We start from the raw sequence: 25,815 nt of genomic DNA on the forward strand, positions 1-25,815 counted from the left end.
TGCAAAACCAGCCTGCGAGACGTTTTTGCGACTCAAGTACAACTCGGCGGATAGAAGCGTTCGGTTCCGATCAGCGCCGGCTCAATCCATGAGGCGGTGCCCCCCGCACACCTTCCCGACAGGTCTCCGAAGCCGCAAGTCTGCAGGGTTTTCCCGTCACGGTAGACCTACCGACCGCTGACGATGACCGACAGGTTTGTCGTCTCGTAGCAAAGCCGCACGCCCAACGCAGCCCGTCGAGACCCATTCCGCCGATCCACCGCAATGGCGGCCACCTCTCGCAAGCACGCGTCGGGTAACCGTTGTCACGACGACACACCGCACGCCATTTCTCGGCCGATCGGCCGGGGCGGCGCGCCAGAGCCGCGAGCAATCGCTTACACTGAGACCGCTCTGCGCAGCGTTGCGCTTTCGCGATCGCGGCCCCGCGACCTCGTGCCGCCCTTCGGAACGCGCGCTGCCTCTCGCGCTGTCGCGCGGCTCGCGCGACACTCCCGAACCGGCAACAGAACGGACTGGACACGCCATCGATGAAAACGCCTGCGGACCGATTTCTCGCCTCTCGTACAGCACTGAACGAAGCCCGCCTCACCGCCGACGCGTACGGCAACCACGCCCTCGACGAGTTCCTCGCCGGCCGCATCACGCGCCGCGAACTGCTGCGATATGCAAGCGTGATCGGTCTGTCGCTCACGGGCGGCAGCTTGCTCGGCGCGCCGCGTGCGCGGGCGCAAGGTGCGCCGGCCACGTCGAACCAGACGATCCGCGTCGCGCATCTGACGCCGGCCGGCGCCGTCGATCCGCTGACGGTCACCGACGCCGCGAGTCTCGCGCTGCTGAATCAGACCGGCGAATTCCTGATCGACGACGACGGCGAGAAGCTGATGCTCAAGCCGGCGCTCGCGCTGTCGTGGAAGCCGAACGACAAAGGCGACGTATGGACCTTCAGGCTGCGCCCCAACGTGAAATTCCACGACGGCCAGAGCTTCGGCGCGAAAGACGTGGTCGCCACTTTCGACCGTCTCGCCGATCCCTCGAGCGGCTCGGCCGCGCTGTCGGTGTTGAAGGGCGTACTGTCGAAAGGCGGCGCGAAGGTCGTCGACGAACACACGGTGGCGTTTCATCTCGATGCGCCGACCGGCAATTTCCCCTACTACGTTTCCTCGGATAATTACAACGCGGTGATCCTTCCCGCGAACTTCGCGGGCAACTACGAAAAGAGTTTCATCGGCACCGGCCCGTTCAAATTCGAAAAGTATCAGCCGAAGGTCGGCGCGTCGTTCGTGCGCAATCCCGACTACTGGGGCGAGAAAGCGTTACCGCAACGCGTACAGTTTTCGTTCTATGCCGACGAACAGGCGCAACTGCTCGCGTTGCAAGGCCATCAGGCCGACGTGATGGGCACATTCACCGTGCAGGGCGGCGCGGCCATCCTGAACAATCCCGACTACAAGGCGGTCGGTGTGAAGTCGAGCGCGCATCGGCAGATCCATATGCGCAACGACAGTCCGCTCTTCAAGGACAAGCGCGTGCGCCAGGCGCTCGCGTTGTCGCTCGATCGCGACGTGATCGTGCGCGGTCTCTTCAAGGGCCGCGCGCAGCTCGGCAACGACAGCCCGTTCGCGCCGGTGTTTCCATCGTCGGATGCGGGCGTGCCGCAACGCAGGATCGACGTCGTGAAGGCGAAGCAACTGCTCGCACAGGCCGGCGTGCCGAACGGTTTCGACGTGACGCTGACCACCGAAAAATACATGGAGATTCCCGACCTCGCGGTCGTCGTGCAGAACGCCGCGAAGGCGATCGGCGTGCGCATCAATCTGAAGGTCGAGAGCCAATCGCTCTACTACGGCGCGGGCACGCCGGGCAAATCCGACTGGCTCGACTCGCCGCTCGGCATCACCGACTATGGCCATCGCGGCGTGCCGAACGTGTTCCTCAATGCGACGCTGACGAGCAACGGCACATGGAACGCCGCGCACTTCAAGAATCCGCAGTACGATCGACTGGTCGCGCAGTTCGTCGCGGCGATCGATCTCGCCAGTCAGAAGAAGATCTCCGGACAGATCCAGACGCTGCTACTCGACGAAACGCCGCTCATCATCCCGTTCTTCTACGATCAGCTGATCGCGATGCGCAAGGGCGTGAACGGCGTGCGCTTCACCGCGCTCGCGCAACTGTATTTCGATCGCGCGACGCTGAGCGCGTAAGCAGCGCGCCGTCCGCCTCACTTCCGCAGGAGAACTCACGATGTCGGCTCCGGCGCCCTCTCCCGCCTCGAATGCATCGCGCTCGCCGCGCGCGACGAACGGCAACGCGGGCCGCGTCGCGCGTTTTCTCGCGACGCGCGTCGGCCTCTCGCTGATTACGCTGTGGCTGCTGTCGCTGATCGTGTTCGCGGGCGGTCAGTTCCTGCCCGGCGATATCGGCCGCGCGGTGCTCGGACCGCTCGCCGATGCGCGCGCGGTCGCCGCGCTCGATCATCAGCTTGGCGCCGACCGGCCGCTGCTCAGGCAGTACATCGAGTGGATCACGCATTTCGTGCGCGGCAACATGGGCTTGTCGTACGCGTACCGCGAACCGGTCGGGCCGTTCATCAGCGACGCGCTCGCGCATTCGGCGAAGCTCGGCCTGCTCGCGTTCATCGTCGTCGTGCCGCTCGGCATCGCGGGCGGCGTGTGGTCGGCGATGCATGCGGGACGCTGGCTCGATCGCGCGATCAGCATTGCCGGGTTGTCGGCGACCGTGGTGCCGGAGTTCGTGTCGTCGATCGTGCTGATCCTCGTGTTCGGCGTGTGGCTGCGCTGGCTGCCGATCGAGGCCGCGTATCCGCCCGATGCAGGCGTGCTCGAACAGCTGCGGCATCTGGTGCTGCCGGTGCTGCCGCTCGTCCTCGTATTTTTCGGCTACATCGCGCGGATGGCGCGTGCGGGTACCGTCGAAGCGCTCGACGCCGACTACACGCGCACCGCGATCCTCAAGGGCCTGCCGCGCCACGTCGTCATCTGGCGGCACGTGCTGCGCAACGCGCTACTGCCGACCATCACCGTCGCCGCCACCCAGCTCGGCTACATGATCGGCGGACTCGTGGTGGTCGAGACGCTGTTCCACTACCAGGGCATCGGCTCGCTGATCTACAACGCCGCCAAGGCGAAAGACTTTCCGATGCTCGAAGCGGGCGTGCTGACGATCGGCGTCGTCTATACGCTCGCGAATCTGGTCGCCGATGCGCTGCACGTGCTGCTCAATCCGCGGCTCCGAGTGAGGACCGCCGAATGACTACGACCGTGCCGCCAGCTTCATCGACGCCGCGAGGCTCGCCCGCGCCAGGCGCACCGGGCTCCGTGCCGCGCGCGGCCGCCGAACCGCGCTTCCCGCGCCTGCTGTTATTGCTGCGCTCGCCGACCTTCATCGTGGGCGCGCTGATCGTCGCGTGGTGGATCGTCTGCGCGATCGCCGGACCGTGGTTCGTGCATCTCGATCCGTACGCGTCCGATCCGCTCAATTCGCTGACGCCACCCGATCGCACGCACTGGTTCGGCACCGATCAGCTCGGCCGCGACGTGTTCTCACGCGTGATCGTCGGCGCGCGCGACATCCTGACGATCGCGCCGCTCGCGACGCTGCTCGGCACCGCGGCAGGCACCGCGCTGGGCCTGCTGGTCGGCTACTTCGACGGTTGGGTCGACGACGTGATCGGCCGCGTGATCGACGCGGTGCTCGCGCTGCCGCTCGTGATCATCGCGCTACTCGCGCTCGCGGCGGTCGGTGCGTCGAACTTCACGGTGATTCTCGTGATCGGCGTCACGTTCACGCCGATCACCGCGCGCACCGTGCGCGCCGCCGTGTTCGCCGAGCGCCATCTCGACTATGTGGCCGCCGCGCAACTGCGCGGCGAGCGCGCGCCGTACATCATGTTTGCGGAGATCCTGCCGAACGTGCTGCCGCCGATCGTCGTCGAGGCGACCGTGCGCCTTGGCTACGCGATCTTCGCGGTCGCGACGCTGTCGTTTCTCGGCTTCGGCATCCAGCCGCCGTCGGCCGACTGGGGGCTCGCGCTGTCCGAGTCGTACACGCTGATGGCGGGCGGCGCGTGGTGGACGGTCGTGTTCGCGGCGGGCGCGATCGCGTCGCTGGTGGTCGGTGTCAATCTGATCGCCGACGGCGTGCAGGGGGTGCTCGACCGATGAACGGCCCGCCGCCCTCCTCGTTCGCCGCGTTCGACGTATCGAAGAGCGATCGCACCGATGCGCTGACCGTGGTCGGCCTGACGGTCACCTACCGGATCGGCGGACGCGATCGTGAAGTGCTACAGGACGTGTCGTTTCGCGTGCGGCGCGGCGAGGCCTATGGACTCGTCGGCGAATCCGGTTGCGGCAAGTCGACCGTCGCGATGGCGACGCTGCGCTATCTGCCGCGCAATGGCAAGGTGAAAGCCGGCAAGATCGTGATCGCCGGCGAGGACGTGCACAAGCTCGGCGCCGATGCGCTACGCGGCATGCGTGCGACGACCGTGTCGATGGTCTACCAAGACCCGGGGCGCGCGCTGAATCCATCGCTGACGATAGCGCGTCAGGTCTCCGAAGCATTCGAGGCGGCCGGCGTCGCGCGCGACGAAGCGCTCCAGCGCACGCTCGCGATGTTGAAGCGCGTGCGCATCGCGGCGCCCGAGCGCGTCATGGACAGCTATCCTCATCAATTGTCGGGCGGCATGCAGCAGCGCGTCGTGATCGCGATGGCACTCGCGTCGAACCCCGCGCTGCTAATTCTCGACGAACCGACCACCGGCCTCGACGCGACCGTCGAAGCGGAAGTGCTCGACCTCGTCGCGCAGCTGCGCCAGGAACTCGGCACCGCGGTGCTGTTCATCAGCCACAACCTGGCGGTGATCGGCCGCATGTGCGAACGCGTCGGCGTGCTGTACGCGGGCAAGCTGGTCGAGGAAGGCGCGACGCAGGACGTGTTCGCACGGCCGCGGCATCCGTACACGGTCGGACTGCTGCGGTGCCTGCCGACGGCCGGACGCAGCAAGGACCGCGAGCGGCTCGATACCATCGCGGGCGGCTTGCCGCTGCCGGGCTCGGTCACGCAAGGCTGCATCTACGCGGAGCGCTGCCGCCTCGCCGACGAGCGCTGTCGCCGCGACGCGCCGCCGCCCTATCGGCTCGGCGCCGCGCACGGCGATCAGATGGCGCGCTGCCACTATCACGAGCGCGCGATCGAGCTGCCGCAAGCGGCATCGAGCGCGGCGCCGGTGCGGGCCGCGGCACCCGATGCAGCGCGGCCCGCGGCGCCGTCGCCAGTCCTGCGCGCGCACAACCTGTCGAAAACGTTCCACGTATCCGGCGCCCCGCTGCGCGCGGTCGACGACGTGTCGCTCGAACTCGCGAGCGGCGAGACGCTCGGGCTCGTCGGCGAATCGGGCAGCGGCAAGACAACGCTCGCGCGGCTGATGCTCGGCCTGCTCGCACCCGATGCCGGCGGCGTGCTCGAACTCGACGGCGCGCCGCTCGCCGCGCGCGTCACGCGACGCAGCGACGCGCAGCTGAAGTCGCTACAGATCGTGTTCCAGAATCCGGACTCGGCGCTCAATCGCGCGCATTCGGTCAAGCGGCTGATTGGCCGCGCGCTCGCGCGCTTCACCGCTTTGCGCGGGCCCGAGATCGACGCGCGGCTCGCGACGCTGACGGACGCCGTGCGGCTGCCCGAGCGCTATCTCGACGCGCGCTCGCGCCAGCTTTCGGGTGGACTCAAGCAGCGCGTCGCGATTGCCCGCGCGTTCGCCGGCGATCCACGCGTGGTCGTGTGCGACGAGCCGACTTCATCGCTCGATGTGTCGGTGCAGGCCGCAATCCTGAACTTGCTCGCCGACCTGCAGCGCGAGCGCGGCGTCAGCTACGTGTTCATCTCGCACGATCTGCACGTGGTGCGCTATGTGTCCGATCGCATCGCGGTGCTCTATCTCGGCCGGCTGCTCGAAATCGGCCCGGCGGCGGCCGTGTTCGATGGGCCGCAGCATCCCTATACCGAGGCGTTGCTGTCCGCGGTGCCGACGCTGCCGGGCGACGGCGGGTCCGGCGAGCCCCGGCCGCCTACGCGCATCCGTCTCACGGGCGAGCTGCCGGGGCCGGGCGCGATGCCATCGGGCTGCGTGTTTCACCCGCGCTGTCCGCGCAAGCTCGGCGCGATCTGCGAGCAGCAGGACCCGCCTTTCGCCGACGCGGGCGGCGCCGCGAACCTGCCTTCCGCGCACCGGATTCGCTGCCATATTCCGGTCGCCACACTGCGCGAGCTGCAACGCGAGCCGCGCGACGACAACGCCGGCAACCCGGCGAACGGCGGTGACGCCGACGACGCGTCGCGAAACGCCAGCTAGCGTCGCCCCGCCCGCTTAATGAATGCCGCGCCGGAACACGCTTTTGCGTCCGCGCGTTTCGTCGCTGCAACGTTTTTGGACGTTTTTCCGGTGTTCCCGGCGCAGGTCCCGATACCGCACGCGTCGCTTCAAGGCTTTGCGACGCGTGGCATGGATATCGCTAATTAGCGGCCAGTGATTCGACGCCAATCCGGGCGTACAACACCGCGCACATCCGCACGACGAGCGCCATCACGCGATGGCGCGCCCTCGCGCGATCAGCACGGCAGCGACGCGCGGACAACTTCGACAGAACTGACTCGGGATGCGACGAGAGGGAAATAAGGGGAAATAGCGGTGGCGTAAGCGGCGGCGGATGTAGCGGCGGAGGCGGGAGCGACTGCCGCGGTTGCGCAAGCTCCAGCGGCGAACCAAGCGGCGGCTTCGGTGGCGGCTTCGGTCGAGGCTTTGGCGAAAGCTTCGGCGGCTGCCACGGAGGTCAGGGTGGCGACAGTGGCAACGGCGACGGGAACGGGCACCAGCCGTGGCCCGTTTTCCCGGGTAGTGGGCGCACTACCCGCCCGCGACACGTCCCCGCATACTGTCCGCTATCCGCTGGCAACGGCGGTGACGTCCCGATCCCCCGGTCGGGCGTCACCGCCGGAGGCCGGGCGCAGCGGGCCGCCTGGCTGCGGCGCGCGCTGACCGGACGGCTCGGAGAGCGCACGAGCCACGCGCCGCGCCATCGCATGACCCGCGCCGCGAGCCGCGGGGAGCCACCCTCCATGGCGTGCGCGTGTTATGGAACCAATCCGAGACGACCGCCTCATATCAAATTCATCGTTCGATATGAGGGCCCACAACATGCATAGAAGCGTCCCCGCCTCCGCGACCCGCACGGCAGCCGCCGCGTTGATGGCTGCCGCCTTGGGCCTCGCATCGCTCGCCAATGCCCAAACGCCTGCGCAGCCGATCGCGCCGACCCTGTCGCAAGCTGCGCCACCGGTCGACCCGAGCTTCTCCGCCTACTCGCTCGTACAGAGCTGCAAACAGCGCCGGGACAACGTCGCGCAAGGGCAATGCGTCGGCGCCATCCGCGGCATCATCCACGGCTATCAGTACGGCGTGCTGTTCCTCGCCCAACGCGCCACCCTGCCCGCCAACGAAACCCAGCGCGTGTCGCTGTGTCTGCGCGACGTGCCGGTGTCGTCGATCGTCGATGACTTCCTCGCCGACGCCGCCCAGGTCCCAGACGACGCCCTGCAGCACACCCCCGCCGAAGTCGCGGTGCTCGGCTCCGTGCATCAGCACCATTCCTGCACCTGAGCGCTGCGTCAGCGCGAGCGGCGGCATCGATGCGCGCAGCGCTTCCCGCCTCGCGCGCCGCCGCCGGGCAATGGGCGGCGGTCGCGAAGGCTTACAACATCTCCAGTGCCCGCTTGCCGCGCGGCGGCTTGAAGTACGCGTCGAGCGAGGCGAGTTCGCCGGCTTCCAGCACCAGTTGCGACGCGCGATAGTTGTCCCGCACATGCTCGACGCGCGCCGCCTTCGGAATCGCACACACATTGGGCTTGCCCAGCGCCCACGCGAGCGCGACCTGAAACACCGAGACGCCGCGCGCGTCGGCGATGTCGTCGAGAGGCGAGCGTTTTGGCAGACGCGCGTGATCGACCGGGCTGTACGCCATCGCCGGCATGCCGCGCGCGGCGAGCCATGGCAGCAGATCGAACTCCGGCCCGCGCCGCGCCACGTTGTACAGAATCTGATTGGTCGCGCACGCGTCGCCGCCCGGCGTCGCGACGAGTTCTTCCATGTCGTCGGTATCGAAGTTGCTCACGCCCCAATGGCGGATCTTGCCCGCGCGCCGCAGCGCCTCGAAGCCGTCGACGGTCTCCGCGAGCGGCACCGAGCCGCGCCAGTGCAGCAGGTACAGATCGAGCCGGTCGGTCTTCAGACGCTGAAGGCTCTGCTCGCACGCGGCCATCACGCCGCGCCGGCTGGCGTTGTGCGGATACACCTTGCTGACCAGAAAAACCTTGTCGCGCAAACCGGCGAGCGCTTCGCCCAGCAACGACTCGGTCGCGCCATCGCCGTACATTTCGGCGGTGTCGATCAGCGTCATGCCGAGTTCGATGCCGCAGTGCAGTGCATCGATTTCCGCCGCGCGTTGCGCCCGCTGCTCGCCCATCTCCCACGTGCCCTGCCCCAGCGCCGGAATGCGCTCGCCGCCCGGCAGGCTCACGCTCGCGATATTGCTCGTCATGCTGACTCCTCGAAAGTGGCTAGATCCAGATGCGCTGCGATTGCACGCCGCCTGAGCGCGCGCCGCATGCTACGAAAACCTAGCGACGAGTTTAGCGGCTGTGCGGCCTCACGGCGGCGCGCCAGGCAAAAGCCCGCTATAACGGGAAGCGCCGATGTTCTAAAATTGCCGCTTGCCCATCTTGCGTGAGCCCCATGACCTCTGCCTCGGAAGACCGCTGGCGCGACCTGCGTCCGGACCCGGAAAACGACACCCCGCTCTATCTGCAACTAGCCCGCAAGCTCGGCAGCGCGATCCACGAAAACCGCTGGAACGCCGGCGAGGCGCTGCCCTCGGAGCGCGTGCTATCGGAGGCGCTCGGCGTGTCGCGCATCACCTCGCGCAAGGCGATCGCGTTGCTGGTCGAGCAGGGTTTGATCCGCCGCACCCAAGGCGCGGGCAGCTTCATCACGCCGCGCTATGAAGATCCGTTGTCGCGTCTGTCGAGCTTCAGCGAAATGCTGCAGCGGCGCGGCTTCACGCCGAGTTCGAAGTGGCTGTCGCGCGAAATCTCGCCGGCCAATCGCGACGAGGTGATCCAGCTGGGGCTGTCGCCCGCCGCCGCGGTCACGCGGCTGCGGCGGCTGCGGCTCGCCGACGGCATCGTGATGGCGGTCGAGAATTCGACGTTTCCGGCCGCACTGATTCCGGATCCGCAGGCGATCGGCGATTCGCTGTACACCTATCTGGAGAATCGCGGACTGACGATCGTGCGCGCGTTGCAGCACTTCCGCGCGGTGAACGCGAGCGACGAGATCGCGCAGCAGATGAGCATCGCGCCGAACGAGGCATTGCTGTTGATCACCCGCGTGGGTTATACGGCGGATCAGCGGGCGATCGAGTTGACGGATACGTATTGCCGCAACGACTACTACGACTTCGTCGCAGAGTTGAGGAAGTAGGCTGGCACACATGGCACGCATGGGCAGCGGTCGGGCGGGCCGCAGCCATCAGGTCCACCGGGCATCGTGCGCGCCGATGGGCGCCGGCGGCAGCGCATAAAACGCCGGCGTCTGTTCCAACTGCTCCGCGGGCTGCACGCCCAGCACGCGCCCGAACTCCGATTGCATGCTCGCGACGCAATCGCGCACCTCGTCGAGCGACACCTCGGGCGCCTGCTGCCCATCGGCCAGCAAGCCGAACGACTGCAGCCAGCGCCCGGTCTGCGCAAGCGACACCTTCACATGCCAGCTGCCGCCCTCACGACAGCGCCGCGCGAGCGCGACCATCGCACCGAACGCGGCCAGATAGCCGGTCGCGTGGTCGAGCGCCTGACACGGCAGATGCCGCGGCTCGGCCGAACCCGCCGCCGCTCGCTCGGTCCACGCGATGCCGCTCGCCGACTGCACCAGACTATCGAAGCCGCGTCGTTGCGCCCACGGTCCCGCGTGCCCATACGCGCATACCGAGACATAGACGATGCCCGGCCGCAGCCGCGCCAGTTCGTCCGGGCCGAAGCCGCGCGCCGCGAGCGCGCCCGGACGATAGGCCTGCAGGAACACGTCGGCATCGCGCGCGAGTTCACGCAACGTGTCGCGGCCGGCCGCGTCGCGCAGATCGACGAGTGCGGAACGCTTGCCACGGCCATTGTCGATCACGAGCGGCGCGATGTTCGGCAGATGCGGCCCGTTGACCGTCAACACGTCCGCGCCGTGATGCGCGAGCGCGCGGCCGGCCACCGGTCCCGCGATGATCCGCGACAGATCCAGTACCCGCAAGCCTGCGAGCGGGCGGTCGTGGCCGGTGTCAGCGCCTGCGTGGCGCGGCGGCTCGGCCGGCGCGTCACCGATGCGCTCGATCTCGAACAGCGGCAAGCGCGCAATCGCTTTGGCCTGCTCGAGCGCGGCCCATTCGTCGGGCGTGCGAATCAATGCGGCGCACAGGCCCGCATCGGCCAGCGCGCGATCGAGCATCGCGCCGTCCCAGCCGCGAACCGCGGCCGCCACCGGGTCCCGCCCATTGTCACAGCCGAGCACCTCGAGCACGCCCTTCAGGTGATGCGCGAAATTCGTATGCAACTGGATCCAGCGGCCGTCGCCCGTTTCGTAGAAGCCGGTGACCGGATCGCGTAGCGCGGGCGGCGCGCCATCGTCGATCCGTAGATAGCGTTCGCTGCGAAACGCCGCCAGCGCGCGACGCATCTGTACTGACACCTGTTGCCTGCGTCCGCTGCGCAGGCGCCAGTATTCGGCGGCGGCGAGGCCCGTCGCGGCGATCGTCGACGACGCGAGCGTGCCGACGCGGTAGACCGACGGCAAGCCGGGGTCCGCGCCGGCGAGCGACACGGCGTGCAGCGCGACCGGATCGCAGCCGGCGAGAGTCCAGATGTGCTTAAGGGCGAGTTCGGGTGTCATGGCATCGGGCGCGCTGGTCGCGCGGACTGGAAGGAGTGCATCGAGTCTAAAGTTGCGCATTGCCGTAATCAATCTTGATGATCATAATCAACATATATTGATTTCTTCGGTTATCGCACGCTTTCATGCCCACCCCGATTTACCTGACCGCCGCCGAAGCGGCCGCCACCCTCGGCGTCAGTTTGCCGACGCTGTATGCGTACGTCAGCCGCGGCATGCTCGGCTCGTCGCCGGATGCGCAAGGCAGGCATCGGCTCTACGATGCCGCCGAGGTGCGCCGCCTCGCGCGTCGCAAAGCAGACGGCAAGCGCGCGGGCAAGGTCGCGCAGAAGGTGCTCGACTGGGGCGTGCCGGTGCTCGAATCGTCGATCACGCTGGTCGCGGACGGCCGGCTGCTGTATCGCGGGCACGATGCGATCGAACTCGCGCGCAGTGCGTCACTCGAAGACGTCGCGGCGCTGCTGTGGGAATGCAGCACGCGGCGCATCGCCGATGCGCCCGCCGTTCCGCTCGCTCGCGCACAATGGGCCGCGTGGCTCAAGCTATGGAGCGACAGCACGCCGCTCGATCGCACGCTCGTGCTGATGCCGGCCGCCGCGGCGCAAATGCCGCGCGTGTGGGCGCTCGGCCGCGATGCGCAACTCGACACCGCGTGCGCCGTGATGCGGCTGCTTGCCGCCGCGATGCTGTCGGCGGCGCCGTCGAACGAACCGCTGCATCGGCAGATCGCAACGGCCTGGCGGGTGCGCAGCCGGCAGCAAAGCGGGCTGCTGCGCGCGGCGCTGATCGCCTGCGCCGATCACGAGTTGAACGCGTCGACGTTCACGGTCCGCTGCATCACATCGACGGGCACGCATCTGTTCGGCGCCGTCGCGGGCGGACTCGCGGCGCTCTCCGGGCCGCGTCACGGCGGCGAAACCGTGCGCATCGCCGCGCTGCTCGATGAGGCGTCGCGCTCGCCCGAGCTGGACCGCTATCTGGCGAACCGCCTCGCGCACCACGAGCACGGCGCGCAAGGCGCGGCGCTGCCGGGTTTCGGTCATCCGCTTTATCCGGACGGCGACCCGCGCGCGCGGCTGTTGCTGACGATGCTCGCCGACTGCGCACCGGCCCGCTCACCGCTCAACGAGGTGCTGCATTTCGCACGAGCCGTGCGCGAGACGACGGGCGCGGAGCCGACGGTGGATTTCGCGCTTGCGGCGGTCGAGCGCGTGCTCGGCTTGCCGACCGGTGCCGCGTTCACGCTATTCGCGCTCGGGAGGGTGGTCGGCTGGATCGCGCACGCGATAGAACAGACGCGCGACGGCCGGTTGATCCGGCCGCGCGCGCGGTATATCGGAGAATACGAGGCGGGAGGGGCTGCGTCCGGGCCGTAACCGAGCCGTTATCGAGCCGTAAGCTGGCTGCAAAGCGGCGGCTCGCCGCTCGTCCGGCTTCAGACCGCCTGTGGCCGGCGCGCCAGCCAACCCGGCATTGGCCAGCCGAATAGCAAGGCCGGCAACTTCCGTTGCGAGCCGCTCGCCAGCGCAAAACGCGCCCCGGCCTGCCCCGTGCTGATCCATGCCACCGACCCACGCGCCAACTCGATCGACTCTCCCGCCGCCAACCAGTGATCCTCATGCTCGCCCTCGACGGTCAGCCAGACATTGCCGCTGATCACCTTGAAAATCGACGGACGCGCGACCCGCCAGGCCGAGACGGGCTCGCCATGTTCCAACTCGAAAACTCGGACTTCTCGCATCGCCGTTCTCCTCGAAGAACTTTCTGTTGTACCGATTATTGATGTGCGATGATCGAATACCCATGCACAGTTCCGAACACTTTCATCTGAACTGTTCAGTCAAAAAACCGAACAGTTGGCATGGCCTGCGCGGTGCAAAACCACTCGCGTTCGCCGGCCGGCACAAGAAGGCGAGCGTATGAAACTTGAAATCGAGCTCGATCGGGACAACGGCGTGCCGCTGACCGAGCAGATCGTCGCGGGCGTCTCGGCGTGGATCCGCTCGCGCAATGCGCATCCTGGCTCGAAACTACCGTCGATCCGCCAGTTCGCCGCAGACTTCGGCGTGAGCCGCTTTCCGGTGATCGAGGCGTACGACCGGCTGGTGTCGCTCGGTTATGTCGACTCCCGCCACGGCTCAGGCTTCTACATCGCCGATCGTCAGCCGACCGAGATGCGCTGCCAAGGCACCTCCGACCCGCGCCGCGCCGACGTCGAGTCGGACCATTTGCTGGAGCAATTCAACTTTCCGGGCGAGACGCTGAAGCTCAGCTCAGGCTTCATTCCCGAAAGCTGGCGCGACATCGATGGCATAGCGCAGGCGATCCGCCACGTGTCACGAACCGATCCGTCGAGCATGGTCGAGTACGCGACGCCGCTTGGCAACCCGGTCTTGCGGGAGCAGTTGCGCGGCCGCATTGGTCAGCTGGGCATTCAGGCAGACGCGTCGCAGATTCTCATCACCAATGGCGCGAGCCAGGCGTTCGATCTGCTGGTGCGCTACATGCTCAAGCCAGGCGACACGATCTTTGTCGAGGACCCGGGCTATTACAACCTGTACGGCCTGCTCCGACTGCACGGCATGAAGCTGATCGGCATTCCACGCACGGGCCATGGTCCGGACCTCGACGCGATGCAGGCGCAATTGAAGCTGCACCGGCCCAGATTGCTGCTCATCAACTCCGTGTTCCACAATCCGACCGGCACCACGGTCGCACCGCAGGTCGCGTTCCGTTTGCTGCAAATGGCGCGCGAACATGGCTTCCAGATTATCGAAGACGACATCTACGCGGATTTCCAGACCGATATCACCGATCGCCTTGCCACCCTCGACCAGCTCGAACAGGTGATCTACATCGGCGGGTTGTCCAAGACGCTGTCGTCGTCGCTACGGATCGGCTGCGTGGTAGCGAATCACGCGATCATCAAGGACCTGGTCGACATCAAGATGCTGACGAGCATCGGCTGCTCGCGTTTTGCCGAAGCGGTAGCGGTGTCGATGCTGGAGCGCGGCGCATATCGCAAATATCTGGAGCGACTGCGCCGGCAGATGCGCGGCGCGCTCGGCTCGACCGTCCAGACACTCGAGGATGCCGGCTGGGAGATTTTCGAAGAGCCGGCAGGCGGCAAGTTCGTGTGGGCGCGCGTGCCTCACGTCGCGGACGCCGAGCGGTTGGTGGAATGCGGCGTGCCGCTCGGTGTAACGGTGCTACCTGGACAACACTTCAGGCCGAATCGGGAGGCGAGCCCGTGGATCAGGATTCACGTCGCCTTTGGTAACGAGCCGCGCGCGCAGGCGTTTTTTCACGCGGCGGCGCAGTTGCCGCCTGATGCGTGAACACGGCGCAGAGCTTGGCCGTGACGCAGCACCGGCGCCCACGAACAGCACTGCCGACCCGCAACAGGGCGCGTGCCGCACCAGCGAAGTGCGTGTCGCCGCCGTCGTGCCGCGGCGGCCGCACAAGGGCTTCCCCGGCGCATGGCTGGCGGGCACTCGAGCCATGTTCGTACATGCGCATATTTCTTGCTCGTCTATCCTGTAAACTCTTCGTCTGCGCCTGCGAACTCCCGCGGTGCCTTGCAAGCGCCGCCATTTCCACACGACTGAATGATGAGCATGATCGAACTCGATCCTCCCGGCTTCCAGCCACCACGCCCGATGGCCGGCGACGAAGGCTCCCGGCGTACCGTTCTGTATGGTGGCTACACCGTTTTCAGCGTGTTTCAGCCGGTCTTCTCGGTATCGCACCGGCGAGCGATCGGATATCACGCATCGCTGCGCGTTCATGACGAGCATGACAAACAGGTGCCCTCGCACGAAGTCTTTACGCAGGCCGCGCGACGCGGCGATCTGCTCGAACTCGGCCGGCTGGCCGAATCGCTGCACCTCGGCAACTTCAACGCGTTTGACAGCCACGACGAATGGCTCTTCCTCAGCCTGCATCCCGCCGCACTGATGGACACCAGTTACGGTGACGCGCTGCTTGCCGGCTTGAAGACGCTTGGCCTGCCGCCGCAACGCGTGGTGCTCGAAGTATCCGAACAGGCCGGCGGCGAGACCACGCGCTTTGCCGAAGTCGTCGATTCGCTGCGCAAGTCCGGTTTCCTGATCGCGCTCGACGGCTTTGGCGCCAAGCATTCGAACATCGACCGAGTGTGGAATCTGCGGCCGGACATCGTCACGCTGGACCGCTGCATCCTCGCGCAAGCGAGTGAACACTCGCACATCGAGCGCGTTTTGCCGGGCCTCGTCTCTCTGCTGCACGAGTCCGGGCAACTGGTGCTGATGGGCGGTCTGAGCACCGAGCGCGACGCGCTGATCGCGCTCGAATGCAACGTCGACTTCGTCCAGGGCGCCTTTTTCGCGGGCCCGAGCGTTGACCCCGTCAAGCCGCAAGTCGCAGCACGTCTGATGGATTCGCTCTCCGCCTCGCTGCGCGAACGCGTCGCCGCTCGAGAGAAAGCGCAGTCCGCGCGGCTCGCACCGTATGTCACGGCGCTCGAGGCCGCCGCCGCGCAGTTGATCGCCGGGGAACCGATCGCGCAGGCGAGCGCGCCTTTGCTCGCGCTGGGAGAAACGGCGCGCTGCTTTCTCCTGGATGGTTCGGGCCGGCAGATCGGCGACAACGTGCTGCCGCCGGGCCGCACCTCGCAACGCGCAAAGCGCTTCAGCCCCCTGCTGCATTCCGAAGGCGCGAGTTGGGAACGCCGCCCGTACTTCATTCAGGCGATGCGTCAACCGGGGCGTGTTCATCTGACGCCGCCGTATCTGTCGATCAACGAAGCGCACCTGTGCGTCACTGCCTCGATTGCCGCGCATACGTCGCATGGTACGCAGGTGCTATGCGTCGACATCAACTGGGAAGTCGCGGCTCACCGTAACTGATGCCCCCGGATGGTCCTTGATCCGGGCAAGCAGTTCCTTCACCGCGTCGCGGCCAAGCATCCGGTTGGCCGCGTGCAAATGCGCGGCGCTGGTCAGGATGCGCAGCGAGACGATTCTCGCCGAAAGGTCCGTGGCGCCATCCGTCACCACGTCGATTAACCCGACGATGTCGCCGTCGCAGAACAGCGCGATACACACGGCACCCGCCATCGACACCACCTCGGCATGGCTCGCCTGCTGCGCGAGCGATATGATCACGCCCATCCACTTCGGACCTGAAACCGGTTCACGGGCGCGCTGCGATTCGGTCCTGGGCGTTGGCCCGTGTGCACCAAGGGCCGGGTCGACCGCGGGGAACGCAGTGGGCTGAGCGTACAAAGGTACGTCGCTGACAAGTTGCGGCGCCTCGCTGAAAAGCTGTAGCAGGCCCGCCCGGTCTTGCGCTTCGAGCGCCGCGCGCAAACGCTCGACGATTCGCCCATGCACCGCTGGATCGGGCCGCTCCAACGGCGCACCCGCACGTCTCAGACGCTCCTTGGCGCGATGAACCATTTGCCGGCAAGCGGCCGGGTTGCGCTCGAGAATCAAGGCAATTTCTGCATAACCGCACTCGAACGCTTCATGGAGGACGAACGCCGCACGTTCGTCTGGCTTCAAATGTTCGAGCAGCAGCATCACCCCATAGGACATATCCGCGGCGCGCAGTGCCAACTCCTCCGCAGAGGGCGCGACCTCGTCGAGCCACGGCTCGGGCAGCCAACCGCTAGCCTGCGACGCACGCTCGCGCTGCGCATGCCGCAGGCGGTCGATCGCCGTGCGCGTCGTGAGCGTGGTGAGCCATGCGACCGGTGTTTGTACCGCCTGCGTATCGGCCAGATGCCATTTGAGCCAGACGTCCTGAACCGCGTCTTCGGCTTCCGCGCGACTGCCGAGCATCCGATATGCGAGTGCCAGCAGACGGGCGCGCGCGGCCTCGAAACTGGATGCCTTGTCGATTCCGTGCTCCGTCATGCGTCGACCTCCCGATGGTGCGTAGTGAAAAAGCGGCTGTGTTGTCATGTCCGGTATTCGTAAGCTTGACGCATGGGCAACTGGCTGTGTGACAGCGCGGCGCAAAAAATTTCTGTCACACCGCCGGCCGCTGCTTCGTCAAATGAGCAAAACCGGCACATGTCACAAGGCTTCTGGCTCGCACGGCCGCCTGCACATCCCGGAATGCCCGTACCGTCCATCCTGAACGAGGAATACATGCCTTCCAGTTACCCATCTGTCTCCGGCCTGGGCCTTGTGCCCACGGTGATCGAACAATCCGGCCGGGGCGAGCGCGCCTATGACATCTACTCCCGCCTCCTTCGCGAGCGCATCGTGTTTCTTGTCGGGCCTGTGAACGAGCAGTCGGCCAGCCTGATCGTCGCGCAATTGTTGTTTCTCGAATCAGAGAACCCCGACAAGGATATTTCCTTTTACATCAACTCGCCCGGCGGTTCGGTGTACGACGGCCTTGCGATTTACGACACCATGCAGTTCATCAAGCCGGAGGTGTCGACCTTGTGCACGGGCTTTGCCGCGAGCATGGGCACCTTCCTGCTCACCGCGGGTCAACGCGGCAAACGGTATGCGCTACCCAATGCGCGCATCATGATTCACCAGCCGTCCGGCGGCGGTCAGGGCACCGCGGCGGACATCGAAATCCAGGCGAAGGAGGTGCTGTATGTGCGAGCGCGTCTCAATGCGATGATGGCCGAGCGCACCGGACGCAGCATCGAAGAGATCGCGCGCGACACCGACCGCGACAACTTCATGTCGGCGCTCGAAGCGAGGGAATATGGATTGATCGATGACGTGCTGGAAGCTCGCGCGACGTGGAACAACGAAGGTCGCCGCGACACCGTGTAACGAGACTGACATGGAGCCGCTTGCCGGACCGCCGGTTGAACCGCTTGCTGCCAATTCCCTCTTGCCGAGCGGTGCGCGCGCACCACAAAAGCTGCTCACCTTCGCTGGAATCGCTATCATGTCGCGATTCGTCGAGTTCGACGATCGCTTCAATGGAGATAGATATGGCGTCATCCAACGAAAACGTCAGCATGGCGCTGTTTTGCGACTTCGAAAATGTCGCGCTTGGCGTGCGCGACGCGAAATACGACAAGTTCGACATCAAGTTAGTGCTCGAACGGCTGCTGCTGAAGGGCAGCATCGTCGTCAAGAAAGCGTATTGCGACTGGGATCGCTACAAGAGTTTCAAAGGCGCAATGCACGAAGCCAATTTCGAGTTGATCGAAATTCCGCACGTGCGCCAATCGGGCAAGAATTCCGCCGACATTCGGCTCGTCGTCGATGCGCTCGATCTCTGTTACACGAAATCGCACGTCAACACGTTCGTCATCATCAGTGGTGATTCCGACTTCTCGCCGCTCGTGTCAAAGCTGCGCGAAAACGCCAAACAGGTAATCGGCGTGGGTGTACAACAGTCCACCTCCGATCTGCTGATTGCGAATTGCGACGAATTCTTCTTTTACGACGATCTGGTACGCGAAAGTCAGCGCGCAGTCGTGAGGCGCGAATCGTCGCGCCAGCAGCAAGGCGCCCAACAGGCCGCCAAACGTACGTCTGACGAAGAGAAGGCCCCGCCCAAAGAGGATCTGGAAAAGCGCCGCACCAAGGCCGTTGAAATTGCGGTGCAAACCTTCGACGCGCTCGCTTCCGAACGTGGCGACAGCGGCAAGATCTGGGCGTCCGTGCTGAAAAATGCGATTAAACGGCGCAAACCGGATTTCAACGAGACGTACTACGGTTTTCGCGCTTTCGGCAATCTGCTGGAAGAAGCGCAAGCGCGCGGGCTGCTCGAATTCGGCCGCGACGAGAAGTCAGGCGCGTACGTTTATCGAAGCGCAGCTGTGAACGTCGCCGGTGAAACCGAAAGTGAAAGCGAAACCATCGGTGAAACAGTGACGGGGTCGGCGGAAACCGGGTCGGCCGAAGCAGTATCCGCTGAACCGCCAGCCGAACATTCGTATGAAGCGCAGGCTGCGCAAGCGGCCGCTTCGGAGTCGGGTGGCAAGCACAAGTCGCGGCGCAAGGACCGCAACAATCCTAAGGCGCGCCGGGGTCAGCAGGAGGCCGCGCATGCCCAGCGCAGTCACCACGAAGCGGCTGATGAAGCCCCCGCGGCTACCGCACCGGCTCGCACCGAACACGCGGAACACGCCGAACCGGCACACCGGCAGGACCCTCATGTACATGCGCCGCTCGCGCACGAGTTCGTCGCTGAACAGGTAGCTCAGGAGCCCGAAGGTCACTCTGTGACAGCGCAAGCGGATACAGCCGCTGAACAAGTCGTGTTCGGCCACGAAACCCACTCAACCATCGACAGCGACCATCCCGCGCAGCGTCAAAGCCCCAAAAAGCGCGCATCGCGCAAAACGGCCGCAAGGAAAGTCAAGAAAAGCACGCCGCGCACGATCGATGAAGCACCTGAGATTGCCGCGCCGGCCGAAGCCGCTGCGCCGGCAGTCAGCCCGGAAGAAGTGCCCGAGGCCACCAGGCAAGCCGCCCGTAAAACGGCGTCGTCTCGCGGGCGTCGTCCGCGTAAAGCGGCGTCAACGGACAACACCGAGTGAGCAGCGGTACAGGTTTGACGAGCGTTGCTAAAAGTTGCGGCGCAGCCGTACCACGCATTTCACCCGCGATACGAGCCGGCAATGCCGGACAAGCAAGCCGGCTTGGCCCCACAATCACCGCTCAGTAAGCCGGATAAGGCGCATACATGACCGGCGGAGGCGGCGCGTAATAAGGAGGGGGTGCGACATAGACCGGCTGCGTCGAATAGTAAGGCTGCGGCTGAACGATCGTCTCGCCTTTCGAAGTCATACACTGGGCGTAGGCGGTGTCGTAGCGGGCCTGCATGCCGGCGGCCGAATACTGGGCGCCATTCGCGCCGTTCGCGCCTCCGATGAGCAGGCCGCTGCCCGCGCCGATCGCCGCGCCCGCGCCGGCGTTGCCCGCCGCCGCACCGAGCAGTGCGCCGACCGCTGCGCCGCCGAGCGTGCCGAGCGCCGCGCTGTTCACGCTATTCGTGGTGGCGGCCTGCGCTGCGCCGGACGGATTCGTCGATTGATTCGCGTAGTCGCGGCATGCGTAGTCGTTTTGCTGGAACTGGCTGAGAGGCTCGCCGCTATGCGGCATGGCGACCACGCTCGGGCCGCTCGGCGGCGCGACTGCACAACCGCCTAACGCAAGTGCAATGACGGCGGCGGGAATCGCCAGGCTGATCGTTTTATTGCTGGGAATCATGGTAGTGCACTTCGGGAGATTGGAATTCAAACGTTAGGCTAACCGCACAATTCCGTGGTTACGGCTTCGTTACAGAAAGTTTGTTGCGCAGCCGGCTTGCCCGTTGCCGGCTGTGTGTCGACGCGGTGACCGGGTACGTTAGGTCAGGTCATGCTTGTAAATCAGTGTAATCAAATGACGAGAAGCGCCACTGCCAGCCCGGGAAGTCGACAGGCGATGGCCGGGGCCATCTCCATCGACACATGCCGACGAGTTCTGACTCGGACGGTTAGCCGCAGCTCACGCTGCCACGCGCCGGTTGCAGAGCGGTTACCAACTGTGACAATCTTCTTTCAGAAGCGCGCCAAGAACGACACCCGCCCGTAGTTTGCGCGAGCGGCACCGATTCCTCGCCTTGCAATCGCGTCAAAAAACAGAAAGCCCTCGCAATGGAGGGCTTTCGTCTTTCGCTTCCCGCTTCGATCGCGACCGCAGGGATCACAACCTCAGTCGGCAAGCGGCAACCGGCAATCTCAAGCGAAGTTCTTCGCTGCAAAATCCCAGTTGACGATGTTCCAGTACGCCTCGACGAACTTCGGGCGCGCATTGCGATAGTCGATGTAGTAAGCGTGCTCCCATACGTCGATCGTCAGCAGTGCCTTGGCGTCGGTGGTGAGCGGCGTGGCAGCGTTGCTGGTCGACACGAGGTCGAGCGAACCATCAGCTTTCTTCACGAGCCATGCCCAGCCGGAGCCGAACGTGCCGACTGCCGTCTTCGCAAACTCTTCCTTGAACTTGTCGAACGAACCCCACTTCGCGTTGATCGCGTCAGCCAGCGCGCCGGTCGGTGCGCCGCCACCTTGCGGCGACAGGCTGTTCCAGAAGAACGTGTGGTTCCACACCTGAGCCGAGTTGTTGAAGATGCCGCCCGAGGACTTCTTGACGATTTCTTCCAGCGACAGGCTCTCGAATTCCGTGCCCTTGATCAGATTGTTCAGATTGGTCACATAGGTCTGGTGATGCTTGCCATAGTGAAACTCGAGCGTCTCTTCCGACATGTGCGGAGCGAGCGCATTTTTCGCAAACGGCAGGGGCGGGAGCGTATGTTCCATGGTGCTTTCCTTCTCTGTATCTGTTGTGGGGAGTCTGCGGATGACGCTATCGAGCACTCGATTGTAGGCGAGTTGGAATAACCCCGCAAACCAACGGCCTTTGTGTCCGGCATGGCAAACATGCGGTGCGCAAGACCCTCGGGACGTGCCTGCATTGGCCGTGCCCGGTCGTCGGAACTCAGGGAGCGGGCGCCCGCGGGCACCCGCGAGACCTCACAAACCGTCGGTCAGACGCGCCTGCACGTCGGCGAGCGCGACGTCGGCCGAGCCTTCGGCGAGATGCATCGTCAAACGACGTCCGGGTTTCAGCGACGAAGGCGTGCGGATCGCCCGACCGCTTTGCGCATCGAGCACGGCCGCATAGCCGCGCTCGAGCGTGCGCTGAGGGCTCAGCACGGCGAGTCGCGCGCTCAGCATGTCGATGCGCGCGACCTGACGTTCATGCTGGCGCGATAGCGCCGCATTCAGGCGCTGCGTCAGCGCATTGACACGGGCGCGCTCGGCCGCGAGATCCGGACGCCAGCGTTGCCAGCGCATCTGCAGCAGCGAGAATCGCGCACGCGCGTCGCGCACCGGCCGCGCGCCCGCCGACGCGAGCCGCACGCGCAACTGCTGCAGATGCGTGCGCTGCCGCGCGAGCCGCTCTCCCGGCGACACGAGCCGGCGTGCGAGCCAGTCGAGCTGCTGCGCGCGCCGCTCCATCATGCGGCCGAACGCGCGCGCGAGTGTCGCGTGCCGATGATCGAGTTCGCGCAGCAGCATGACGCGCTGCGGACTCACGAGCTCCGCGGCACCGGTCGGGGTCGGCGCGCGTACGTCGGCGGCGAAATCGGCAATCGTAAAATCGGTCTCGTGACCGACGCCGCTCACCACGGGGATGACGCTTTCCGCAATCGCGCGCGCGAGCACTTCTTCGTTAAACGCCCAGAGGTCTTCGATCGAGCCGCCGCCGCGACATAAGATCAGCACGTCGACCTCGCGGCGCGCGCCGGCCGCCTCGACCATCGCCGCGAGCTTCGCGCTGACGCCCGCGCCCTGCACCGGTGCCGGATAAACGATCACCGGAATGTGCGGCGCACGGCGCGACAGCGTCGTCAGCACGTCGCGCAATGCGGCGGCTTGCAACGACGTGACGATGCCGATCGCGCGCGGATGGGTCGGCAGCGCGCGCTTGCGCTCCGCGGCGAACAGCCCCTCGGCCTCGAGTTGCGCCTTCAACCGCAAAAACGCTTCGTACAGACGCCCCTGTCCAGTGCGGCGCACCGCTTCGACATTCAGCTGCAGTTCGCCGCGCGGTTCGTACATCGTGACGAGCGCGCGCACCTCGATGCGATCGCCTTCGCGTGGCATGAATTCGGCGTACTGCGCGCGACCGCGGAACATCACGCAGCGCATCTGCGCCTGCGCGTCCTTGATGGAAAAATACCAGTGGCCGCTCGCCGCGCGGGTGAAGTTCGACACCTCACCCGCGACCCAGACGAGCGGAAACGAGCGTTCGAGCATCGTGCCGATCGCACGGTTGAGCGCGGAGACGGGAACGACGACCTCACCGCCTGGGGAGGCCGCCGAAGCAAAAGGATTTTCGGGATTCATGCGAGGAATAAGTAGCGCTGGCCGGACAGACGATAGACCGAGCGACGAGCCGCGTCCAGCCGGAATCGCAGCATTGTTAAAAGTGTCCACATGGCGGGAACCGCCTGACGAATTCCGCCAGACGCCCGCCAAGGAAAATAAATCCCAGGCAGGCCGTTGATTTATATGGAATTTACTTTTCAACAGCGAGCGAGCACTGCGGGCCGAAGCACATGGAATGGCCGTTTCGGGTCATCGCATGGCAGGTTCTCCACAAAGTTATCCACAGACTGTGGGCAACCCCACATAAGGTGCGGCCGCCTGTGTGACGCCCCGCGCGACTTGCGGGGCGGGACGCCCGCGCGATAGAGTGGCGGGTTCGACGGCATGCCGATCGCACAGTGCAGCGAACAGCTTGCCGGCCCAGGACCATCACGCGCGAGCCCTTTCGCCACGTCGCTCGCACCTCATTTTTCGACCGTATTCGCATTCGATTGCCCGGAGAACCGCGTTCATGTCGATCCCGCGTAGTGCGTACGGCGCGCAGTCCGTGCGCGCAAACCGCCCATGAGCGAACTCAACCACCGACTCGAAGCGCGCCTCGCGCGCGAATGGCAGCAACGCGGCCCGTTCGCCTGGGCGCTGACGCCGCTCGCCTGCGTGTTCGGCGCAATCGCGGCCGCGCGCCGCGCCGCCTTTTCTCTCGGCTGGCTCAAGTCGGTGCGCATCGGCGTGCCGGTGGTGGTCGTCGGCAACGTGACGGTCGGCGGCACCGGCAAGACGCCGACCGTCATCGCGCTCGTCGAAGCGTTGCGCGCCGCGGGCTTCACGCCTGGCATCGTGTCGCGGGGCTACGGCGCGCGCGTGGGCACGCCGACCCAGGTCACGCCCGGTTCGTCGGCGGGCGTCGGCGGGGACGAGCCGCTGCTGATCGCGCGCCGCACCGGCGCACCGGTGTGGGTCTGTCCGGATCGCGTCGCGGCCGCCCAGGCGCTGTGCGCCGCGCGCGGCGACGTCGACGTGATCGTCAGCGACGACGGCCTGCAGCACTATCGGCTGGCGCGCGACGTCGAACTGGTCGTGTTCGATCACCGGCTCGGCGGCAACGGCTTCCTGCTGCCGGCCGGACCGCTGCGCGAGCCGCTGTCGCGCCGCCGCGACGCGACACTGATCAACGATCCGTACGCGCGCACGCTGCCCGCGTGGCCGAACACGTTCGCACTGCAGCTCGCTCCCGCCGACGCGTGGCATCTCGACCATCCCGCGCTGCGCCGCCCGCTCGCGCAGTTCGCCGGTCAACGCGTGCTGGCCGCCGCCGGCATCGGCGCGCCGGAACGCTTTTTCGCGACACTGCGTGCGGCCGGCCTCGCGCCCACGACGCGCGCGCTGCCCGATCACTACGCGTTCGAGCGCAATCCTTTCACCGATGTCGACGCCGATGCGATCCTGATCACCGAAAAGGATGCGGTAAAATTGGGGGCCTGGCACGACGCGCGCATCTGGGTAGTCCCGGTCGAAGCCGCGCTTGATCATCGCCTCACTGCATTAGTTGTGGAGAAAGTCCGTGGACGCTCGCCTGCTTGAAATCCTCGTATGCCCGATCTGCAAGGGCCCGCTCAGCTACGACCGCGCCGCGCAGGAGCTGATCTGCAACGCGGACAAGCTCGCCTATCCGATCCGCGACGGCATTCCCGTCATGCTCGTCGACGAAGCACGGCAGACCGTCGAAGGCACCCCCGTCGATCTGAATCCCGGCTCGGTCGCCTGACCCGCAGCGGCGCTGCAGCGTGAGGCGCCGCGTCGTCTGGCTCATGCGAGAACCACGGCGAGCTCCGATGTGAATGCCCGCCGCGCACGGACTGCGCAATCGATCCGCCGCCGTTTTCGCCGCTTCCGCTTATGTCCGACTCTGCGTGCGCGCCGCGCGCGCAGCCTCTTCCCCCGCCTTGATCGCCGCTCGTCCTTGATCCGATGACCCACACCGCCGCTCATCCGTTTATCGCCGTCGTACCCGCCCGCCTCGCGTCGACGCGTCTGCCCAGCAAGCCGCTCGCGGACATCGGCGGCAAGCCGATGGTCGTGCGCGTTGCGGAGCGCGCGCGCGAATCAGGCGCGCAGCAGGTGCTGGTTGCGTCGGACGCGCAAGAAGTGCTCGACGCGGCGCACGAGCACGGCTTCGAAGCAGTGCTCACGCGCGCCAATCATCCGTCTGGCACGGACCGTCTCGCGGAGGTGGCAACGCGCTTTGGCTGGAGCGACGACACGATCGTCGTCAACGTGCAGGGCGACGAGCCGCTGATCGACCCAGCGCTCGTGCGCGGCGTCGCCGCGCATCTGGCGACGACGATCGACTGCGCGATCGCGACGGCCGCGCATCCGATCACCGATCCCGCCGACATATTCAATCCGAACGTCGTCAAGGTCGTGCCCGACGCGCGAGGCGTCGCGCTGTATTTCTCGCGCGCGCCGATCCCGTGGGCGCGCGACGCGTGGCAGCCGCATTGGCCCAACGTCGCGTCCATGCCCACGCCGCCCGCGCCTGCCGTGGTGTACCGGCACATCGGCCTGTACGCGTATCGCGCGAAATTCCTGCGCACGTACCCGACTCTCGCGATCTCGCCGATCGAGCAAGTGGAAGCGCTCGAACAGCTGCGCGCGATGTGGCATGGCGAGCGCATCGCCGTACTCGTCACACATGACGTGCCGTTGCCCGGCGTCGATACCCCTGCCGATCTCGCCCGCGTACGGGCTTTATTCGGGTCTTGAGCGCAGGAAGCCGTGGCATAATCGAACGGTTATGCGCGCTTCCCCAGCGCAAGCGACACCCGGGTTGTCCCGGTCGCGCCGTTCATGTCTTGCAGCGCCGTCGTATTCGACGTGCAGCGCGAGCTAGCCAACGGTAGCCGATGCGGAACCTGCGAGAATCGCCGGGAAGCATGCCGCGTCAACGAAGAATTCACACAGA

The 25,815-nt window shown here is 66.1% G+C and carries 21 protein-coding genes; 14 read left to right on the forward strand and 7 right to left on the reverse strand.

Annotated features, from left to right (window positions below):
• Positions 1–530: 530 nt before the first annotated feature.
• The 5 genes from BJG93_RS12850 to BJG93_RS12870 all read left to right on the forward strand — a co-directional run bounded on the left by BJG93_RS12850 (position 531) and on the right by BJG93_RS12870 (position 7,678).
• A complete protein-coding gene (locus BJG93_RS12850) occupies positions 531–2,207 on the forward strand; it encodes an ABC transporter substrate-binding protein (RefSeq protein ID WP_027198647.1) in 1,677 nt (558 codons plus the stop codon).
• A gap of 40 nt (positions 2,208–2,247) precedes the next feature.
• On the forward strand, positions 2,248–3,276 hold the full coding sequence (locus BJG93_RS12855) for an ABC transporter permease (protein ID WP_027198648.1): 1,029 nt from the start codon (positions 2,248–2,250) through the stop codon (positions 3,274–3,276).
• Positions 3,273–4,187, forward strand: coding sequence for an ABC transporter permease (locus tag BJG93_RS12860; RefSeq protein WP_027198649.1), 915 nt, complete (start codon positions 3,273–3,275; stop codon positions 4,185–4,187). Before BJG93_RS12855 ends, BJG93_RS12860 begins: the two co-directional genes overlap by 4 nt.
• The gene (locus BJG93_RS12865; RefSeq protein WP_071336582.1) at positions 4,184–6,373 is read left to right on the forward strand and encodes an ABC transporter ATP-binding protein; all 2,190 of its coding nucleotides are present in this window, start codon (positions 4,184–4,186) and stop codon (positions 6,371–6,373) included. The genes BJG93_RS12860 and BJG93_RS12865 overlap by 4 nt, the downstream gene beginning before the upstream one ends.
• An 843-nt stretch (positions 6,374–7,216) precedes the next feature.
• Positions 7,217–7,678: a Rap1a/Tai family immunity protein gene (locus tag BJG93_RS12870; RefSeq protein ID WP_027198651.1), complete on the forward strand. Its 462-nt coding sequence runs from the start codon at positions 7,217–7,219 to the stop codon at positions 7,676–7,678.
• A 91-nt stretch (positions 7,679–7,769) separates the two neighbouring features.
• Here the strand turns inward: BJG93_RS12870 and BJG93_RS12875 are convergent, their stop codons facing one another.
• A complete protein-coding gene (locus BJG93_RS12875; RefSeq protein WP_027198652.1) occupies positions 7,770–8,615 on the reverse strand; it encodes an aldo/keto reductase in 846 nt (281 codons plus the stop codon).
• A gap of 194 nt (positions 8,616–8,809) precedes the next feature.
• On the opposite strand from BJG93_RS12875, the gene BJG93_RS12880 reads away from it, so the two are divergent.
• On the forward strand, positions 8,810–9,556 hold the full coding sequence (locus BJG93_RS12880) for a GntR family transcriptional regulator (protein ID WP_027198653.1): 747 nt from the start codon (positions 8,810–8,812) through the stop codon (positions 9,554–9,556).
• A 48-nt stretch (positions 9,557–9,604) separates the two neighbouring features.
• Here the strand turns inward: BJG93_RS12880 and BJG93_RS12885 are convergent, their stop codons facing one another.
• Entirely contained in the window at positions 9,605–11,008 is a 1,404-nt protein-coding gene (locus tag BJG93_RS12885; RefSeq protein WP_027198654.1) for a CoA transferase, read from the reverse strand.
• Between the two features lie 125 nt (positions 11,009–11,133).
• Here BJG93_RS12885 and BJG93_RS12890 point away from each other — a divergent pair, with 125 nt between their 5' ends.
• The gene (locus tag BJG93_RS12890; protein WP_027198655.1) at positions 11,134–12,384 is read left to right on the forward strand and encodes a citrate/2-methylcitrate synthase; all 1,251 of its coding nucleotides are present in this window, start codon (positions 11,134–11,136) and stop codon (positions 12,382–12,384) included.
• A 59-nt stretch (positions 12,385–12,443) separates the two neighbouring features.
• Here BJG93_RS12890 and BJG93_RS12895 read toward each other — a convergent pair whose 3' ends face one another.
• A complete protein-coding gene (locus BJG93_RS12895) occupies positions 12,444–12,749 on the reverse strand; it encodes a DUF2917 domain-containing protein (RefSeq protein WP_027198656.1) in 306 nt (101 codons plus the stop codon).
• A 178-nt stretch (positions 12,750–12,927) separates the two neighbouring features.
• On the opposite strand from BJG93_RS12895, the gene BJG93_RS12900 reads away from it, so the two are divergent.
• Positions 12,928–14,346, forward strand: coding sequence for an aminotransferase-like domain-containing protein (locus tag BJG93_RS12900; RefSeq protein WP_027198657.1), 1,419 nt, complete (start codon positions 12,928–12,930; stop codon positions 14,344–14,346).
• A gap of 273 nt (positions 14,347–14,619) precedes the next feature.
• Entirely contained in the window at positions 14,620–15,894 is a 1,275-nt protein-coding gene (locus tag BJG93_RS12905; RefSeq protein WP_034480130.1) for an EAL domain-containing protein, read from the forward strand.
• Here BJG93_RS12905 and BJG93_RS12910 read toward each other — a convergent pair.
• The gene (locus BJG93_RS12910; RefSeq protein ID WP_027198659.1) at positions 15,850–16,905 is read right to left on the reverse strand and encodes a sigma-70 family RNA polymerase sigma factor; all 1,056 of its coding nucleotides are present in this window, start codon (positions 16,903–16,905) and stop codon (positions 15,850–15,852) included. The genes BJG93_RS12905 and BJG93_RS12910 overlap by 45 nt on opposite strands.
• Before the next feature lie 237 nt (positions 16,906–17,142).
• Here BJG93_RS12910 and clpP point away from each other — a divergent pair, with 237 nt between their 5' ends.
• Together clpP and BJG93_RS12920 are read left to right on the forward strand one after the other, a co-directional pair.
• Positions 17,143–17,790, forward strand: coding sequence for an ATP-dependent Clp endopeptidase proteolytic subunit ClpP (gene clpP / locus BJG93_RS12915; protein WP_027198660.1), 648 nt, complete (start codon positions 17,143–17,145; stop codon positions 17,788–17,790).
• A 164-nt stretch (positions 17,791–17,954) separates the two neighbouring features.
• A complete protein-coding gene (locus BJG93_RS12920) occupies positions 17,955–19,514 on the forward strand; it encodes an NYN domain-containing protein (protein ID WP_027198661.1) in 1,560 nt (519 codons plus the stop codon).
• A 121-nt stretch (positions 19,515–19,635) separates the two neighbouring features.
• Here BJG93_RS12920 and BJG93_RS12925 read toward each other — a convergent pair whose 3' ends face one another.
• The 3 genes from BJG93_RS12925 to xseA all read right to left on the reverse strand — a co-directional run bounded on the left by BJG93_RS12925 (position 19,636) and on the right by xseA (position 22,871).
• The gene (locus BJG93_RS12925; RefSeq protein ID WP_027198662.1) at positions 19,636–20,187 is read right to left on the reverse strand and encodes a glycine zipper family protein; all 552 of its coding nucleotides are present in this window, start codon (positions 20,185–20,187) and stop codon (positions 19,636–19,638) included.
• A 512-nt stretch (positions 20,188–20,699) separates the two neighbouring features.
• The gene (gene sodB / locus BJG93_RS12930; RefSeq protein WP_027198663.1) at positions 20,700–21,278 is read right to left on the reverse strand and encodes a superoxide dismutase [Fe]; all 579 of its coding nucleotides are present in this window, start codon (positions 21,276–21,278) and stop codon (positions 20,700–20,702) included.
• A 213-nt stretch (positions 21,279–21,491) separates the two neighbouring features.
• A complete protein-coding gene (gene xseA, locus BJG93_RS12935) occupies positions 21,492–22,871 on the reverse strand; it encodes an exodeoxyribonuclease VII large subunit (RefSeq protein ID WP_027198664.1) in 1,380 nt (459 codons plus the stop codon).
• A gap of 546 nt (positions 22,872–23,417) precedes the next feature.
• On the opposite strand from xseA, the gene lpxK reads away from it, so the two are divergent.
• The 3 genes from lpxK (at position 23,418) to kdsB (ending at position 25,616) form a co-directional block, all read left to right on the forward strand.
• Positions 23,418–24,434, forward strand: a complete 1,017-nt coding sequence (gene lpxK, locus BJG93_RS12940) for a tetraacyldisaccharide 4'-kinase (RefSeq protein ID WP_027198665.1) — start codon at positions 23,418–23,420, stop codon at positions 24,432–24,434.
• Complete coding sequence (locus tag BJG93_RS12945) at positions 24,415–24,618, forward strand: Trm112 family protein (protein WP_007180583.1); 204 nt, start codon at positions 24,415–24,417, stop codon at positions 24,616–24,618. The genes lpxK and BJG93_RS12945 overlap by 20 nt, the downstream gene beginning before the upstream one ends.
• Before the next feature lie 203 nt (positions 24,619–24,821).
• Positions 24,822–25,616, forward strand: coding sequence for a 3-deoxy-manno-octulosonate cytidylyltransferase (gene kdsB / locus BJG93_RS12950; RefSeq protein WP_027198666.1), 795 nt, complete (start codon positions 24,822–24,824; stop codon positions 25,614–25,616).
• Positions 25,617–25,815 lie beyond the last annotated feature (199 nt).

Origin of the sequence: Paraburkholderia sprentiae WSM5005, from assembly GCF_001865575.2 — a bacterium.
Lineage (GTDB): Bacteria > Pseudomonadota > Gammaproteobacteria > Burkholderiales > Burkholderiaceae > Paraburkholderia > Paraburkholderia sprentiae.

What these genes read in the sequence shown, in the direction of transcription:
- BJG93_RS12850 (WP_027198647.1), top strand. Translation starts at nt 531, where the DNA reads ATGAAAACGCCTGCGGACCGATTTCTCGCCTCTCGTACAGCACTGAAC.
- BJG93_RS12855 (WP_027198648.1), top strand. Translation starts at nt 2,248, where the DNA reads ATGTCGGCTCCGGCGCCCTCTCCCGCCTCGAATGCATCGCGCTCGCCG.
- BJG93_RS12860 (WP_027198649.1), top strand. Translation starts at nt 3,273, where the DNA reads ATGACTACGACCGTGCCGCCAGCTTCATCGACGCCGCGAGGCTCGCCC.
- BJG93_RS12865 (WP_071336582.1), top strand. Translation starts at nt 4,184, where the DNA reads ATGAACGGCCCGCCGCCCTCCTCGTTCGCCGCGTTCGACGTATCGAAG.
- BJG93_RS12870 (WP_027198651.1), top strand. Translation starts at nt 7,217, where the DNA reads ATGCATAGAAGCGTCCCCGCCTCCGCGACCCGCACGGCAGCCGCCGCG.
- BJG93_RS12875 (WP_027198652.1), bottom strand. Translation starts at nt 8,615, where the DNA reads ATGACGAGCAATATCGCGAGCGTGAGCCTGCCGGGCGGCGAGCGCATT.
- BJG93_RS12880 (WP_027198653.1), top strand. Translation starts at nt 8,810, where the DNA reads ATGACCTCTGCCTCGGAAGACCGCTGGCGCGACCTGCGTCCGGACCCG.
- BJG93_RS12885 (WP_027198654.1), bottom strand. Translation starts at nt 11,008, where the DNA reads ATGACACCCGAACTCGCCCTTAAGCACATCTGGACTCTCGCCGGCTGC.
- BJG93_RS12890 (WP_027198655.1), top strand. Translation starts at nt 11,134, where the DNA reads ATGCCCACCCCGATTTACCTGACCGCCGCCGAAGCGGCCGCCACCCTC.
- BJG93_RS12895 (WP_027198656.1), bottom strand. Translation starts at nt 12,749, where the DNA reads ATGCGAGAAGTCCGAGTTTTCGAGTTGGAACATGGCGAGCCCGTCTCG.
- BJG93_RS12900 (WP_027198657.1), top strand. Translation starts at nt 12,928, where the DNA reads ATGAAACTTGAAATCGAGCTCGATCGGGACAACGGCGTGCCGCTGACC.
- BJG93_RS12905 (WP_034480130.1), top strand. Translation starts at nt 14,620, where the DNA reads ATGAGCATGATCGAACTCGATCCTCCCGGCTTCCAGCCACCACGCCCG.
- BJG93_RS12910 (WP_027198659.1), bottom strand. Translation starts at nt 16,905, where the DNA reads ATGACGGAGCACGGAATCGACAAGGCATCCAGTTTCGAGGCCGCGCGC.
- clpP (WP_027198660.1), top strand. Translation starts at nt 17,143, where the DNA reads ATGCCTTCCAGTTACCCATCTGTCTCCGGCCTGGGCCTTGTGCCCACG.
- BJG93_RS12920 (WP_027198661.1), top strand. Translation starts at nt 17,955, where the DNA reads ATGGCGTCATCCAACGAAAACGTCAGCATGGCGCTGTTTTGCGACTTC.
- BJG93_RS12925 (WP_027198662.1), bottom strand. Translation starts at nt 20,187, where the DNA reads ATGATTCCCAGCAATAAAACGATCAGCCTGGCGATTCCCGCCGCCGTC.
- sodB (WP_027198663.1), bottom strand. Translation starts at nt 21,278, where the DNA reads ATGGAACATACGCTCCCGCCCCTGCCGTTTGCGAAAAATGCGCTCGCT.
- xseA (WP_027198664.1), bottom strand. Translation starts at nt 22,871, where the DNA reads ATGAATCCCGAAAATCCTTTTGCTTCGGCGGCCTCCCCAGGCGGTGAG.
- lpxK (WP_027198665.1), top strand. Translation starts at nt 23,418, where the DNA reads ATGAGCGAACTCAACCACCGACTCGAAGCGCGCCTCGCGCGCGAATGG.
- kdsB (WP_027198666.1), top strand. Translation starts at nt 24,822, where the DNA reads ATGACCCACACCGCCGCTCATCCGTTTATCGCCGTCGTACCCGCCCGC.